Annotated in this window: 14 protein-coding genes; 5 read left to right on the forward strand and 9 right to left on the reverse strand. The window is 68.9% G+C overall.

The genetic code is table 11. From position 1 onward, the window contains the following. Positions 1–56 precede the first annotated feature (56 nt). From AB4112_RS25500 to AB4112_RS25515, 4 genes are all read left to right on the forward strand, one after another. Entirely contained in the window at positions 57–1,202 is a 1,146-nt protein-coding gene (locus tag AB4112_RS25500) for a bifunctional 2-C-methyl-D-erythritol 4-phosphate cytidylyltransferase/2-C-methyl-D-erythritol 2,4-cyclodiphosphate synthase (RefSeq protein ID WP_441723764.1), read from the forward strand. Further along, positions 1,202–1,687, forward strand: coding sequence for a phosphatidylglycerophosphatase A family protein (locus AB4112_RS25505; RefSeq protein ID WP_441723766.1), 486 nt, complete (start codon positions 1,202–1,204; stop codon positions 1,685–1,687). Before AB4112_RS25500 ends, AB4112_RS25505 begins: the two co-directional genes overlap by 1 nt. Next, positions 1,684–2,202 carry a CinA family protein gene (locus tag AB4112_RS25510; protein WP_309799605.1) on the forward strand — a complete coding sequence of 173 codons (519 nt, stop codon included), beginning with the start codon at positions 1,684–1,686 and terminating at the stop codon, positions 2,200–2,202. Before AB4112_RS25505 ends, AB4112_RS25510 begins: the two co-directional genes overlap by 4 nt. A 68-nt stretch (positions 2,203–2,270) precedes the next feature. Further along, the gene (locus AB4112_RS25515; RefSeq protein ID WP_309799607.1) at positions 2,271–3,800 is read left to right on the forward strand and encodes an alpha/beta fold hydrolase; all 1,530 of its coding nucleotides are present in this window, start codon (positions 2,271–2,273) and stop codon (positions 3,798–3,800) included. On the opposite strand, the gene AB4112_RS25520 is transcribed toward AB4112_RS25515, so the two are convergent. The 8 genes from AB4112_RS25520 to eno form a co-directional block, all read right to left on the reverse strand. Beyond that, on the reverse strand, positions 3,752–4,219 hold the full coding sequence (locus AB4112_RS25520) for a type II toxin-antitoxin system RatA family toxin (RefSeq protein ID WP_309799608.1): 468 nt from the start codon (positions 4,217–4,219) through the stop codon (positions 3,752–3,754). The two genes, AB4112_RS25515 and AB4112_RS25520, sit on opposite strands and share 49 nt — an antisense overlap. Positions 4,220–4,331: 112 nt before the next feature. Further along, entirely contained in the window at positions 4,332–5,315 is a 984-nt protein-coding gene (gene lipA / locus AB4112_RS25525) for a lipoyl synthase (protein WP_441723769.1), read from the reverse strand. Between the two features lie 96 nt (positions 5,316–5,411). After that, positions 5,412–6,809, reverse strand: a complete 1,398-nt coding sequence (gene lpdA, locus AB4112_RS25530; protein ID WP_309799610.1) for a dihydrolipoyl dehydrogenase — start codon at positions 6,807–6,809, stop codon at positions 5,412–5,414. Positions 6,810–6,907: 98 nt separating this feature from the next. Beyond that, on the reverse strand, positions 6,908–8,257 hold the full coding sequence (locus tag AB4112_RS25535; protein WP_441723771.1) for a pyruvate dehydrogenase complex dihydrolipoamide acetyltransferase: 1,350 nt from the start codon (positions 8,255–8,257) through the stop codon (positions 6,908–6,910). Between the two features lie 28 nt (positions 8,258–8,285). Further along, positions 8,286–9,686: a pyruvate dehydrogenase complex E1 component subunit beta gene (locus AB4112_RS25540; RefSeq protein WP_441723773.1), complete on the reverse strand. Its 1,401-nt coding sequence runs from the start codon at positions 9,684–9,686 to the stop codon at positions 8,286–8,288. Positions 9,687–9,749: 63 nt separating this feature from the next. Next, positions 9,750–10,775, reverse strand: a complete 1,026-nt coding sequence (gene pdhA, locus AB4112_RS25545; RefSeq protein ID WP_374710656.1) for a pyruvate dehydrogenase (acetyl-transferring) E1 component subunit alpha — start codon at positions 10,773–10,775, stop codon at positions 9,750–9,752. 146 nt (positions 10,776–10,921) lie between these two features. Next, complete coding sequence (locus AB4112_RS25550) at positions 10,922–11,257, reverse strand: FtsB family cell division protein (RefSeq protein ID WP_309799614.1); 336 nt, start codon at positions 11,255–11,257, stop codon at positions 10,922–10,924. Positions 11,258–11,301: 44 nt separating this feature from the next. Next, positions 11,302–12,582: a phosphopyruvate hydratase gene (eno, locus tag AB4112_RS25555; RefSeq protein ID WP_441723776.1), complete on the reverse strand. Its 1,281-nt coding sequence runs from the start codon at positions 12,580–12,582 to the stop codon at positions 11,302–11,304. 206 nt (positions 12,583–12,788) lie between these two features. On the opposite strand from eno, the gene AB4112_RS25560 reads away from it, so the two are divergent. Further along, entirely contained in the window at positions 12,789–14,024 is a 1,236-nt protein-coding gene (locus tag AB4112_RS25560; protein WP_309799616.1) for a cyclopropane-fatty-acyl-phospholipid synthase family protein, read from the forward strand. 26 nt (positions 14,025–14,050) lie between these two features. On the opposite strand, the gene AB4112_RS25565 is transcribed toward AB4112_RS25560, so the two are convergent. Next, positions 14,051–14,304, reverse strand: a 254-nt coding sequence (locus tag AB4112_RS25565; RefSeq protein ID WP_441723778.1) for a transposase, incomplete at its 5' end; no start/stop codon positions are given.

Here is a 14,304-nt window from a genome sequence, read left to right on the forward strand (position 1 = left end):
CCCCCGGCGCCGCCCTATCGTGCGGCGCTTTTTTGCCGAGGGAGCCACAGCGGATCATGCCACGCCACGCCGCCGTCATCGTCGCCGCCGGAACCGGCGAGCGGTTCGGCGGGTCCTTGCCCAAGCAGTACCGCCCGCTGGCCGGCAGCTCGGTGCTGCGCCGGTCGGTCGAGGCGTTCCGCGCCAGCGGCCGCTTCGGCGACATCGTCGTGGTCATCCGCGACGAGCACCGGGCGCTGTACGACGCCACCGCATCCGGCCTGGGCCTGCCCGACCCGGTGATCGGCGGCGCCACCCGGCAGGACAGCGTGCGGGCGGCTCTGGAATGGCTGGCGTCCCACGCGCCGGACGGCGTTCTGGTGCATGACGCGGCCCGCCCCCTGGTCGACCAGGACACCATCGCCCGGGTGCTCGACGCCCTGGAGACGGCCGAGGCGGCGATCGCCGCGGTGCCGGTGGTCGACACCATCAAGCGGGCCGAGGGCGGCATCGCGTCCGGCACGGTCGACCGCAGCGGCCTGTGGCAGGCGCAGACGCCGCAGGGCTTCCGCTTCGCGACCCTGCTGGCCGCGCATCGCGCCGCCGCCGGCGAAAGCCTGACCGACGACGCCGCGGTGGCGGAGCGCCAGGGCATCGCCGTGCGCATCGTCGAAGGCCATGTCGACAACTTCAAGATCACCACGGAGGCGGACCTGACCCGCGCGGAACGACTGCTCGGCGGCGCCGACATCCGCACCGGCACGGGCTTCGACGTGCATCGCCTGGTCCCGGGCGACGGCGTCATCCTGTGCGGGGTGCACATCCCCCACCCGTTCAAGCTGGACGGGCATTCCGACGCCGATGTCGGGCTGCACGCCCTGACCGACGCGCTGCTGGGCGCCATCGGCGCCGGCGACATCGGCCAGCATTTTCCGCCTTCGGACGAACGCTGGCGCGGCGCCGATTCCGCCGCCTTCCTGGCCCATGCCGCCAGCCTGGTGCGGGCCCGCGGCACCATCCTCAACGTCGACATCACCTTGATGTGCGAGCGGCCGAAGATCGGGCCGAACCGGGCGGCGATGGTGGCGCGCGTCGCCGGGATCCTGGAGCTCGACCCCGAGCGGGTCAGCGTCAAGGCCACCACCACCGAACGGCTCGGCTTCACCGGCCGGGAAGAGGGGATCGCGGCCCAGGCGTCCGCGAGCGTCCGGATCGAACGCTGATGCCGTTCCGCCCGCTCCCGCCCGGCTGCCGCTTCTGGCAGCCGTCGACGCTGCTGGCGACCGTGGGCGGAATCGGGCTGATCCGGGTGGCCTCCGGCACCTGGGGATCGCTGGCCGCCCTCCCCCTCGCCTGGCTGCTGTGGCTGTGGGGCGGCGAGGCGGCTGTGGCGGCGGGCGGCATCGGCTTCGGCCTGGTCGGGGTCTGGGCCGCAGCCCAGGTCTGCGGCGGCGAGCCGGATTCGAGCGCGATCGTGATCGACGAGGTGGCCGGCCAGCTGCTCGCCGTCGCGCCGATCGCCGGCCTGCCCTGGGCCTACCCCCTCGCCTTCGCCCTGTTCCGACTGCTCGACATCGCCAAGCCCTGGCCGATCTCGTGGCTGGACCGCGAGCTGGCCGGCGGCTGGGGCGTGATGCTGGACGACATCGCCGCCGGGGTGATCGCCGCGGCGGTCTGCGCCGCGGCCGTGGCAGGAGGGTGGATATGATCGACGACGCCGATCTGGTGCTGGCGGAGCAGGTGCTGGCCGCCTGCCGGGCCCGCGGCCTGACCGTGGCGACGGCGGAAAGCTGCACCGGCGGCCTGGTCGCCGCGGCGCTGACCGCGATCGCCGGCTCCTCCGACGTGGTCGAGCGCGGCTTCGTCACCTATTCCAACGCGGCCAAGGCCGAGCTGCTGGGCGTGCCGACCGAGCTGATCGCCACCAAGGGCGCGGTCAGCGCCGAGGTCGCGGCCGCCATGGCCCGGGGCGCGCTGATCCGCGCCAGGGTCGGCCTCGCCGTGGCGGTGACTGGGATCGCCGGGCCGGGCGGCGCTACCCCCGGCAAGCCGGTCGGGCTGGTCCATTTCGGCCTGGCCGTCCAGGGTCTCGCCACCCGCACCGAACGACGCGTCTTCGCCGGCGATCGCACCGCGGTGCGGGCCCAGGCGCTGCGCCTGGCGCTGGAGCTGCTGCTGGCCGGCGCCGGGGCCGCGAAAACCGCATCCCCAACCGCCGATTGACGCGGCTTGCCGCTGGGCGGAGGGCACCGCATCATGCCTTGCGACCATCTGACGAAAGTATCGCGCCTGTGCGTGCGTCCCCGGCCCAAAGCCTCTGGCCATTCCTCGCCTTCGGCGCCTTGCTTCTATTGGCCTTTCCGGCCTCGGCGACGCCCACCTTCGAAAGCGCGCGATGCGTCTTCCCGGTGCCGCGCGGCGAGCGGGCGACCTGCGGCTTCGTCGCGGTGCCGGCCCATCGCGAGGGCATGCGCGGCCGCGACATCCGCCTCTATGTCGCGGTGCTGCACAGCCAGGCCCCGTCGCCGCTGCCGGATCCGGTGATCTTCCTCAATGGCGGGCCCGGCGATGCCGCCTTCGGCGAGGATGCCGACACCTGGTGGCAGGCCAGCCGGCCGATCCGCGCGGCGCGGGACTTCATCGTCTTCGACCAGCGCGGCGTCGGCCAGTCCCGGCCCAGCCTGGACTGCCCGGAGCTGGACCGCATCGCCGACCGGAACTGGAAGCCGGGGCTGAGCCGGGCCGAGATCCTGGCGATGGAACGGCCGGCCGCGGCCGCCTGCCACGACCGCCTGACCCGGGGCGGCATCGACCTGTCCGCCTACACCACGGCGGAGGCCGCCGCCGATGTCGACGACATCGCCGCCGCCCTGAACTACGAGAGCTACAACCTGATCGGCGTGTCCTACGGCAGCCGGGTGGCGCTGGCGGTGATGCGCGACTTCCCCGACCGGGTCCGCAGCACCGTGCTGGACAGCGTCTATCCGCCTGGCATTTTCGACCTCGACACCCAGCCGGCCCTGATCGCCCGGGTGTTCCGCCGGCTGTTCGAGGATTGCAAGGCCGACACCGACTGCGAGACCGAGTACCCGCTGCTGGGGCCCCGTTTCGACGGCATGCTGGCGCAGCTTCGGGCCGCGCCGGAGACGATCCGCCATGGGCGGAAGTCGATCCGGGTCGATGACGGCATCGTGCTCGACGCGCTCTATGCCGCCTTCTACGACCCGACCACCCTGGCCGACCTGCCCGGGTTGACCGACAAGGTCGCGCGCGGCGATCTGGCCGCCCTGACGCCCTGGATCGGACCGGTGTTCAGCGGCGGCCCGAACCGCGCCGAAGGGCTGGCGCTGAGCGTCGCCTGCAGCGAGAGCTGGCCCTTCGCCACCCGCGACGCGCTGGCCGCCTCGGTGGCGGCCGCCGAACCCTATGGCGGCGACGCCGCCTATGCGCTGGAGTGGCAGAGCTGCGAATCCTGGCACGTGCCGCCGATCTCGGCGGTCGACGCCGTCGCGGTGTCGAGCACGGTGCCGACCCTGCTGCTGACCGGCAGCTTCGATCCGATCACGCCGCCCGAATACGCCTACATCGCCGCGCAGACGCTGACCAACGGCCGGGTGATCGAGTTCCGGGCGGGAAGCCACTCGCTGCTGACCACGGAGGCCTGCGCGCCACAGCTGGTCGCCCGCTTCATCGAGGCGCCGACGGCGCCGCTCGACGAGTTCTGTCCGAACCGCACGCTGGGGCCGCGCTTCACCACCGCCGGGCTGGCGGATCAGCCGCCCTCGGCCGCCGCGGCGACGACCGAGGCGCGGTCGCCATAAAGCGACCGCGCCCGGGTCTCGAAGGCCCCGACCATGCGCCGGAAAGCCTCGTGGAACAGGGCGCCGATCAGGGTCTGCAGTACGCGCGACCGGAACTCGAAATCGACATAGAAGTCGATCTTGCAGCCGCCGGGATGCGGCTGGAAATGCCAGCGGTTGGTCAGCCTTTTCATCGGCCCGTCGACATAGGCGACATCGATCTGCCGGCCCGGCGTCAGGGTGACGCGGCTGGTGTAGCGCTCGCGGATCATCTTGAAGCCGATGACGAGGTCGGCCATCAGCACATTGCCCTCGCGGTTGCGGATTCGGGCTCCCAGGCACCACGGCAGGAAGCTGGGATAGCTTTCGATATCCGCCACCAGCTCGTAGAGCTGTTCGGGGCTGTAGGGCAGGACGCGCGTTTCGGTATATGAGGGCATGATCGGTCTGCGGGGCGGTGTCGGCCTATAGATTAGACCGGCTCCGCCATCCCGCCAGTGCGACGTTGAGGCGCTCCGCGCCGGGGGCGACGTTTACGCGCCGCGGCGAGGTTCAGGCACCCCGCGCCAGGGCGACGAGGTCGATCGAGCCGGCGGCGGCGCCGAGCCGGGCCAGCCGCGCCGCCTTCAGCCGCTCGAAATCGGCCCCGGCATGGTAGGAGGACCGGGTCAGCGGCGAGGCCGAGATCATCAGGAAGCCCTTGGCCCGCCCGATCTTCTCGTGGCTCTGGAACTCCTCGGGCGTCACGAAGCGGTCCAGCTTGGCGTGCTTCGGCGTCGGCTGCAGGTACTGGCCGATGGTCATGAAGTCGACATCGGCGGCGCGCAGGTCGTCCATCACCTGCCCGACCTCCTCCGCTGTCTCGCCCAGGCCCACCATGATGCCGGATTTGGTGAAGATGGTCGGGTCCAGCTCCTTCACCCGCGACAGCAGCTGCAGCGAGGTGAAATAACGGGCGCCGGGCCGGATCGACGGGTACAGCCGCGGCGCGGTCTCGAGGTTGTGGTTGAAAACGTCCGGTCGCGCTTCGACAACGATTTCAACAGCTCCTGGCTTATTCTTGAAGTCAGGAGTGAGGATCTCGATGGTGGTGTCCGGCGACGCGGCGCGCACCGCACAGATGGTCTCGGCGAAATGCCGGGCGCCGCCATCCTCGAGGTCGTCGCGGTCGACCGAGGTGATGACGATGTGGTTCAGCCCCAGCCGGCCGGCGGCCTCGGCGACATGCTGCGGCTCATGCGGGTCGAGCTGGTCGGGCCGGCCGGTCGCGATGTTGCAGAAGGCGCAGGCCCGGGTGCAGACCGAGCCCAGGATCATCACCGTGGCGTGACCCTTGGACCAGCACTCGCCGATGTTGGGGCAGGCCGCCTCCTCGCACACCGTGTTCAGCTTGAGGTCCCGCATCAGCTTGCGGGTCTCGTGATACTCGGGCGACACCGGGGCCTTCACCCGGATCCAGGCCGGCTTGCGCTGGATCGGATTGTCCGGGCGGTTGGCCTTTTCGGGGTGGCGGAGATGCGGCTCTACAGCGGACATGGTCGTCCTTGCGGGGTCCTGGGCGGGGTCGCGGCCTAGCTCGGCGATACTCCCCCAAAGATGGGGGACTATCGCGCGAAGCCAAGTTCGCTTTGATCAATAGTGGATTGCGCGGCCGTAGGCGTCCAGGACGCTCTCATGCATCATCTCGCTGAGCGTCGGGTGCGCGAAGATGGTGTGCATCAGCTCCGCCTCCGTCAGCTCGCCCGTCTTGGCGATGACATAGCCCTGGATCAGCTCGGTGACTTCCGCGCCGACCATGTGTGCCCCCAGCAACTCGCCGGTCTTGGCGTCGAACACGGTCTTGATCATCCCCTCGGGCTCGCCCATGGCGATCGCCTTGCCGTTGCCGATATAGGGGAAGCGGCCGACCTTGACCTCGCGCCCGGCCGCCTTGGCCTTGGCCTCGGTCAGGCCGACCGACGCCACCTGCGGCATGCAGTAGGTGCAGCCCGGGATGTTGCTGACATCCATCGGGTGCGGATGCTGGCCCGCGATCTTCTCGACGCAGATCACGCCCTCGTGGCTGGCCTTGTGCGCCAGCCAGGGCGCCCCGGCGACGTCGCCGATGGCGTAGACGCCCGGCTCATCCGTCTCGAGATAGGGGCCGACCACGATGTGGCCGCGGTCGACCTTCACCTTGGTGTTCTCGAGCCCGATATCCTCGACATTGCCGGTGATGCCGATGGCCAGGATCACCCGGTCGGCGGTGATCTTTTCGGTCTTGCCGCCGACCTCGATGGTGGCGGTGACGCTGTCGGCACCCTTCTCCAGCTTCTGGGTCTTGGCGCCGACCAGGATGCGCATGCCCTGCTTCTCGAACTGCTTCTTGGCGAAGGCCGAGACCTCCTCATCCTCCACCGGCAGCACGCGGTCGAGCATCTCGACCACGGTCACCTCGGCGCCCATGTTGCGGTAGAAGCTGGCGAATTCGATGCCGATGGCGCCCGAGCCGATGACCAGCAGCGACTTCGGCATGGTCGGCGGGACCATCGCCTCCTTGTAGCTCCAGACCAGCTTGCCATCGGCCTCCAGCCCCGGCAGGTTCCGGGCCCGCGCGCCGGTGGCGACGATGATGTGCTTGGCCGACAGCGTCTCCTTGCCGCCGGCCTTCAGCGCCACCTCGACCTTGCCGCCGCCCAGCAGCTTCGCGGTGCCGTCGAACACCGGCACCTTGTTCTTCTTCAGCAGGTGCTTGACCCCGCCCGACAGCTGCGACGCGACCTTGCGCGACCGATCAACCACTTTCTTAAGATCGAAGGTGATGTCCTTGGCAGAGAAGCCATATTGGTCGAGATGCTTGAGCAGATGTGAGATCTCGGACGACCGCAGCAGCGCCTTGGTCGGGATGCAGCCCCAGTTCAGGCAGATGCCGCCGAGATGCTCGCGCTCCACGACCGCGGCCTTGAGCCCCAGCTGGGCGGCGCGGATCGCGGCGACATAACCACCGGGACCGCCGCCGATCACAAGGACGTCGAAGCTCGTATCAGCCACAGTAGAGTCTCCTTGCTCCCTCCCCCGCCCGAATGCCGGCGGAGGAGACTGTCACAGGGCCGGCCGTCCGGGCCGGGGCATGTCCCGGCCCGGGCCGATCAGAGCATCATGCCGAGCGGCGCCTCGACCAGCGCCTTGAAGGCGGCCAGGTACTCGGCCCCGACCGCGCCGTCGACCACGCGGTGGTCGACCGACAGGGTGCAGCTCATCACCGTGGCGATGGCCAGCGCGCCGTCCTTGACCACCGGCTGCTGGGCCCCGGCGCCGACCGCCAGGATGCAGGCCTGCGGCGGGTTGATGATCGCCGCGAAGTCCTTGATCCCGAACATGCCGAGATTGGAGATCGAGAAGGTGCCGCCCTGGTATTCCTCGGGCTTCAGCTTGCCGTCGCGGGCCCGCGCCGCCAGGTCCTTCATCTCGGCCGAGATGGTGCTCAGGCCCTTGCGGTCGGCATCCTTGATGATCGGGGTGATCAGCCCGCCCGGGGTCGCCACCGCCACCGAGATGTCGACCCGCTCGTACTGGATCAGCGCGTCGTCGGTCCAGGAGGTGTTGGCCGCCGGCACCTTGCGCAGCGACAGCGCCGCCGCCTTGATGATCAGGTCGTTGACCGACAGCTTGACGTCGCCGCGGTCGTTCAGCTCCTTGCGCAGCTTCAAGAGCGCATCGAGCTGGATGTCGACCGTGAGGTAGAAATGCGGGACGGTCAGCTTGGACTCCAGCAGGCGCCGGGCCACGACCTTCCGCATGTTGCTGTGCTTCTGCTCGCTGTACGGGATGCCATAGGCATCGGCGAGCTGCTTGGCGTTCGGACCGGCCGCCGTCGGCTTGGCCGCGGCCGGAGCTGCCGCTGGCTTCGCCGCCTCGGGGGCGGCTGCCGCGGCCGGCTTGGCCGCCGGCGCGCTGCCGCCCGACACCGCCGCGTCGATGTCCGCCTTGACCACCCGGCCGTTCGGGCCGGTGCCCTTCAGCGCCGCCAGGTCGATGCCGGCCTGCTCCGCCATCCGGCGGGCCAGCGGGCTGGCGAAGACCCGGTCGTCATGGCCGTTCGCCGCCGCCGGCTTCGCGACCGGGCCCGCTGCGGCCGGCTGGGTCGCCGGAGCGGGCGCCTCGGCCTTGGCTTCGGCTTTCGGCTCGGCCGGCGCTTCAGTCTTGGCCTCGGCCTTCGGGGCCGCGGCACCACCCTTCAGGGCGCCGGCATCCTCGCCGTCTTCCAGCAGGATGGCGATGATCTCGTTGACCGGCACGTTCTCGGTGCCTTCCGGCACCACGATCTTGCCGATGACGCCTTCGTCGACGGCTTCGACCTCCATGGTCGCCTTGTCGGTCTCGATCTCGGCGATCACGTCGCCGGACTTGACCTTGTCGCCTTCCTTCTTGTGCCAGGTGGCGAGCGTGCCCTCGGTCATGGTCGGCGACAGCGCGGGCATCAGAATGTTGATCGTCATCGATCTCTCCCTGCGTCCGGCGCCCGGATCAGCGGTAGCAGGCGGCCTTCGCCGCCGCCACGATGTGCGATGCCTGCGGCAGCGCGAGATGCTCGAGATTGGCCGCGTAAGGCAGCGGCACATCGACCGAGCAGACCCGGCCGACCGGAGCGTCGAGATAGTCGAAGGCGTGCTCCATCATCAGCGCCGCCAGCTCCGACCCGATGCCGGCGAAGGGCCAGCTTTCCTCGGCCGAGATCAGGCGGTTGGTCTTCTTGACCGAGTTGACGATGGTCTCGACGTCGAGCGGCCGGATCGTGCGCAGGTCGATGACCTCGGCGTCGATGCCCTCGGCGGCCAGGGTTTCCGCCGCCTCCAGCGCCTTCCCGACCATGATCGAGTAGGCGACGATGGTGACGTCCTTGCCCGAGCGCACGATCTTGGCGCGGCCGATCGGAACGGTGAAATCGGGATCCTCCGGCACGTCGAAGCTCTGGCCGTAGAGCATCTCGTTCTCGAGGAAGATCACCGGGTTGGGGTCGCGGATCGCCGATTTCAGCAAGCCCTTGGCATCCGCCGCCGACCACGGCGCCACCACCTTCATGCCCGGGCAATGGGCGTACCAGCTGGCGTAGTCCTGGCTGTGCTGCGCGCCGACGCGCGAGGCGGCGCCGTTCGGGCCGCGGAACACGATCGGGCTGCCCATCTGGCCGCCGGACATGTACAGCGTCTTGGCCGCCGAATTGAGGATATGGTCGATCGCCTGCATGGCGAAGTTGAAGGTCATGAACTCGACGATCGGCCGCAGCCCGGAATAGGCCGCGCCGACGCCGAGGCCGGCGAAGCCGTGCTCGGTGATCGGGGTGTCGATCACGCGCCTGGCGCCGAACTCCTCGAGCAGGCCCTGGCTGACCTTGTAGGCGCCCTGGTACTCCGCGACCTCCTCGCCCATCAGGAAGACGGTGGGGTCGCGGCGCATCTCCTCGGCCATGGCGTCGCGCAGCGCTTCGCGCACGGTCAGGCGCTTGGTGCTGGCGAAGAACTTGTCCTCGTCCGAGGCCGGTGCGGCCTTGTTGGCCGGCAGCAGCGCGGCCGCGGCGGCCGGCGCCTTGGCTTCAGGCTTCGAGGCCTCCTCGGCCGCTTCCGCCTTCGGCGCCGCGGCACCGTTCGGGGCGGCCCTGGCCGGGGCGGCGTCCGACGCGCTCTCGCCGTCGCCGAGCAGGATGGCGATCGGGGTGTTCACGGCCACGGCCTCGGTGCCTTCCAGCACCAGGATCTTGCCGATGGTGCCTTCGTCGACCGCCTCGACCTCCATGGTCGCCTTGTCGGTCTCGATCTCGGCGATGACGTCGCCCGACTTCACCGCATCACCCTCGCGCTTCAGCCATTTCGCGAGCGTGCCCTCGGTCATGGTCGGCGACAGGGCCGGCATCAGGATTTCGGTGGGCATTCGGATTCTCCGGCATCCGGCGGCGCCGCTCGTTCAGCGGCGGCGCCCCGGGGTGATGATGGCTCAGGCTTCGATCAGGACGTCGGTGTAGAGCTCCGACGGATCGGGCTCCGGGCTCTGCTGGGCGAATTCCGCCGCGTCGTTGACGGTGCCCCGGATCTCCTTGTCGATCGCCTTGAAGTCGTCCTCGGTGAGGCCGCCGATCGCATCGATCTTCTTGCGCACCAGATCGATCGGATCGTGGGTCTCGCGCATCTTCGCCACCTCCTCCTTGCTCCGGTACTTCGCCGGATCGGACATGGAGTGGCCGCGATAGCGGTAGGTCATCATCTCCAGGATGGTCGGGCCGCCGCCCGAGCGGGCGCGCTCCAGCGCCTCGGATGCCGCGGCGCGGACCGCCAGCACGTCCATGCCGTCGACCTGGAACCCGGGGATGCCGTAGGCCTGGCCGCGCAGATGCAGGTCGGCATTGGCCGACGCCCGCTGCACCGAGGTGCCCATGCCGTATTTGTTGTTCTCGATGACATAGACCACCGGGAGCTTCCACAGGGCGGCCATGTTGAAGCTCTCGTAGACCTGGCCCTGGTTGGACGCGCCGTCGCCGAAATAGGTGATGGAGGCTCCCCCATCCTCCTTGTAGCGATGGGCGAAGCCGAGCCCGGTGCCGAGCGAAACCTGGGCGCCGACGATGCCGTGGCCGCCGAAGAACTTCTTCTCGCGGCTGAACATGTGCATCGAGCCGCCCTTGCCCTTGGAGTAGCCTCCACGGCGTCCGGTCAGCTCCGCCATCACGCCGCGCGGGTCCATGCCGCAGGCCAGCATGTGGCCGTGGTCGCGATAGCCGGTGATGACGTCGTCGGCCGGGGTCTGCGCCGCCTGCATGCCGACCACCACGGCCTCCTGGCCGATGTAGAGGTGGCAGAAGCCGCCGATCAGGCCCATGCCGTAGAGCTGGCCGGCCTTCTCTTCGAAGCGGCGGATCAGCAGCATGTCACGGTAATAGCCGAGGAGCTCGTCCTTGCCGGCGGGGGCGGGAGCCACGGCTCCCGACGCCTTATCCTGGGCAGGACGACGTTTCGTGGCGGCCAATGGATCCTCCCATAGAGAGCGGCATCGGGTTATTAGGCGCGCATAGGATCTTCGCCTTGCCCAGTGCTACCGCGCACGGACGGAATTTGCAAGGCATGGGTCAAGGGGACGCGGGGCGCGCCGGCGCGATTCGTCGCGAAAGCGCCTTACGGCGTCGTCGGCGCGGCCGCCTTGGGGTAGAAGATGACGACTTCGTCGGGCTTGGCGACATTCAGCATCGCCCGCGCCCGTTCGTCGAGCATGTCAAGGTCGACCTGCTTGGGGTCGATCAGCGCGGCGCGCTTCTCCATCTCGCTGCGCTGGGTCTGCAGCGTATCCAGGGTGGCCTGCGCCTGCGCCACCTCGTCCTTGAGGTTGTCGCGCGCGAAGATGCCGTGATCGCCCTGGATCGCGTGATACGCGAAATAGGCGATCAGGCTGGCGCCGACCACCGGCCCGATGACCGGCCGCAATTTCCGCCTGATATAGCGAAACATGCTCATGCGACTAAATCACCATAGGTCGGGGTCGGCGTCAATTCTTCCGCCTAACGGCGCCGGAACACGGCCCTTCCAGCATAGCTCGCGGCCCGGCCCAGCTGTTCTTCGATGCGGATCAGCTGGTTGTACTTCGCGAGTCGGTCGGAACGGCTGAGCGAACCGGTCTTGATCTGCCCGCAATTGGTGGCGACCGCGAGGTCGGCGATGGTCGCGTCCTCGGTCTCGCCCGAGCGGTGCGACATGACCGCGGTGTAGCCGGCCTTGTGCGCCATCTCGACCGCCTGCAGCGTCTCGGTCAGGGTACCGATCTGGTTGACCTTGACCAGGATCGAATTGCCGATGCCGCGGGCGATGCCCTGGGACAGGCGCTCGGGATTGGTCACGAACAGGTCGTCGCCGACCAGCTGGGTGGTCTTGCCGAGTGCGGCGGTGATCGCGGCCCAGCCCTCCCAGTCGTCCTCGGCCATGCCGTCCTCGATCGAGACGATCGGGTAGCGCCTGGTCAGGTCCTCGTAATAGGCGACCAGGCCGGCGCTATCGAGGGTCTTGTTCTCCCCCGCCAGCACGTAGCGGCCGTCCTTGTAGAACTCCGACGACGCGGCATCGAGCGCCAGCACCACGTCCTCGCCGGGCTTGTAGCCGGCGGCCTCGATCGCCTTGACGATGAAGCCCAGCGCCTCGTCGGCCGACCCCAGATTGGGGGCGAATCCGCCCTCGTCGCCGACATTGGTGTTGTGGCCGGCGTCCTTCAGCTTCTTGCGCAGGGCATGGAACACCTCCGCCCCGGTGCGCACCGCCTCGGCCAGGGTCGGCGCACCGACCGGCAGGATCATGAACTCCTGGATGTCGATCGGGTTGTCGGCATGGGCGCCGCCGTTGATGATGTTCATCAGCGGCACCGGCAGCGTGGCGGCGTTGGCACCGCCGACATAGCGGTACAGCGGCAGGCCGGCATCCTCGGCCGCCGCCTTGGCGACCGCGAGGCTGACGCCGAGGATGGCGTTGGCGCCGAGCCGGCTCTTGTTCGGGGTGCCGTCGAGCTCGATCATGGTGCGGTCGAGCTCGATCTGGTCCTCGGCGTCGAGGCCGGTCAGCGCGTCGTAGAGCTCGCCATTGACCGCGTCGACCGCCTTGGTCACACCCTTGCCGCCATAGACGGATTTGTCGCCGTCGCGCAGCTCGACCGCCTCATGGGCGCCGGTGGATGCGCCGGACGGCACCGCGGCCCGGCCGAAGGCGCCCGAATCGAGGGTGACGTCGACCTCGACGGTCGGGTTGCCGCGGCTGTCGAGGATCTGGCGGGCGTGAATGTCGACGATCGCAGTCATTGTGTGAGAACCTCTCGCTTCGCTGCGCACGGGTGGGGTCGGGAATCGGGCGCGGCCAGACTGTGCTCCGGCCCGGAAAATGCAAGGAATTTTACCTCTGCGTTGCGGACAAGGCTCACATTTCCCAATTGTGGCGCTGGCATGTTGAAACTGCGTCATTTTGGGGAGTAGCCTCCGGCGAAAGTGCTAAAGCTGAAGGTGCCGAGATGCGGCTATTATCCCACATGCTGTCGCGCTTCGTTCAAGCCGGGCGTCTGCGCATCACCGATGCGGGCGGTGTGGTCCGCGACTTCGCCGGCAAGGCGCCGGGCCCGTTCGTGTCGGTGCGGTTCCACGACCCTGGCTTGCAGCGCAAGATGTTCCTGTCCCCCGGCCTGGCGGTCGGCGAGGCCTATATGGACGGGACCCTGACCTTCGAGGACGGCACGTCCCTGCGGGACCTGTTCACCCTCTACGGCCACAATTACCAGGCGCTTGACCGCTATCCGCTGCAGGCGCTGTTCCGGGCGATCGGACGCCGCCTGCGCTGGCTGCAGCAGTACAACCCGATCGGCAAGTCGCAGCAGCACGTCGCGCATCACTACGACCTGTCGCGCGAGCTGTTCGAGCTCTTCCTCGACGAGGACATGCAGTACTCCTGCGCCTACTTCGGCGACGGGGTGCGGAGCCTCGAGGAGGCGCAGGCCGCCAAGAAGCGGCATATCGCGGCCAAGCTGAGGCTCGACGGCGCCAAGCGCGTGCTCGACATCGGCAGCGGCTGGGGCGGCATGGCCATGACCCTGGCCGAGCTGGCGCCGGTCGAGGTGCTGGGCGTGACGCTGTCGACCGAGCAGCAGAAGCTGGCGGAGGAACGGGCGAGGCGGCGCGGCCTGTCGGATCGCGTGACGTTCGAGCTGCGCGACTATCGCCAGATCGAGCAGCGCTTCGACCGAATCGTCTCGGTCGGCATGTTCGAGCATGTCGGCGCCGCCTACTATGACGAGTTCTTCGGCAAGGTGCGCGAGCTCCTGACCGATGACGGCGTCATGGTGCTGCATTCGATCGGCCGGATGGAGCCGCCGGGCACCACCGCCGCCTGGCTGCGCAAATACATCTTCCCAGGCGGCTACTCGCCGGCCCTGTCGGAGGTGATGGCCGCGGTCGAGCGCCAGGGCCTCTGGGTCTCCGACATCGAGATCCTGCGTGTCCACTACGCCGAGACGCTGGCGGCGTGGCACGAGCGGTTCCAGGCCCAGCGCGAGCGCATCGCCAAGCTGTATGACGAGCGCTTCTGCCGGATGTGGGAGTTCTACCTGCTGGCCTGCGAGAACGAGTTCCGGCTGGGCAGTTGCATGGTGTTCCAGATGCAGCTCGGCCGGAAGCGTGACGCGGTGCCCTTCACCCGGGACTACATCACCGACACCGAACGCCGCTACGGCAACATGGCCACGGCGGCGGAGTAACCGGAGGTTTCCGGCTCCTTACCGCGTCATTCCCGCGAAAGCGGGGATGTGGACTCACATTTGAAGTGCAACAGTGAGGAGAAGACCTCGGCAGGTGTGCGGAAGTCCAGGCATTGCCGAGGGGTGTGGTTGTAGCGTCTGGCGATGCGGATGAGATCGAGGGGCTGGAGGACGGAGAGATCGGTTCGCCTTGGCAGGTCTCGTCGCAGTCGTCCGATGGCGTTTTCGATGCCGCCTTTCTGCCAGGGTGCGTGCGGATCGCAGAAGAAGGTCTGGATGT

This window comes from Inquilinus sp. 2KB_23, assembly GCF_052115705.1.
In the GTDB taxonomy this organism is placed as follows: Bacteria; Pseudomonadota; Alphaproteobacteria; order DSM-16000; family Inquilinaceae; genus Inquilinus; species Inquilinus ginsengisoli_A.

Bases quoted from the DNA above. Each gene is read 5' to 3' on its own strand.
- AB4112_RS25520 (WP_309799608.1), bottom strand. From the start codon at position 4,219: ATGCCCTCATATACCGAAACGCGCGTCCTGCCCTACAGCCCCGAACAG.
- eno (WP_441723776.1), bottom strand. From the start codon at position 12,582: ATGACTGCGATCGTCGACATTCACGCCCGCCAGATCCTCGACAGCCGC.
- lipA (WP_441723769.1), bottom strand. From the start codon at position 5,315: ATGTCCGCTGTAGAGCCGCATCTCCGCCACCCCGAAAAGGCCAACCGC.
- AB4112_RS25560 (WP_309799616.1), top strand. From the start codon at position 12,789: ATGCGGCTATTATCCCACATGCTGTCGCGCTTCGTTCAAGCCGGGCGT.
- AB4112_RS25505 (WP_441723766.1), top strand. From the start codon at position 1,202: ATGCCGTTCCGCCCGCTCCCGCCCGGCTGCCGCTTCTGGCAGCCGTCG.
- AB4112_RS25540 (WP_441723773.1), bottom strand. From the start codon at position 9,686: ATGCCCACCGAAATCCTGATGCCGGCCCTGTCGCCGACCATGACCGAG.
- AB4112_RS25535 (WP_441723771.1), bottom strand. From the start codon at position 8,257: ATGACGATCAACATTCTGATGCCCGCGCTGTCGCCGACCATGACCGAG.
- AB4112_RS25550 (WP_309799614.1), bottom strand. From the start codon at position 11,257: ATGAGCATGTTTCGCTATATCAGGCGGAAATTGCGGCCGGTCATCGGG.
- AB4112_RS25510 (WP_309799605.1), top strand. From the start codon at position 1,684: ATGATCGACGACGCCGATCTGGTGCTGGCGGAGCAGGTGCTGGCCGCC.
- AB4112_RS25500 (WP_441723764.1), top strand. From the start codon at position 57: ATGCCACGCCACGCCGCCGTCATCGTCGCCGCCGGAACCGGCGAGCGG.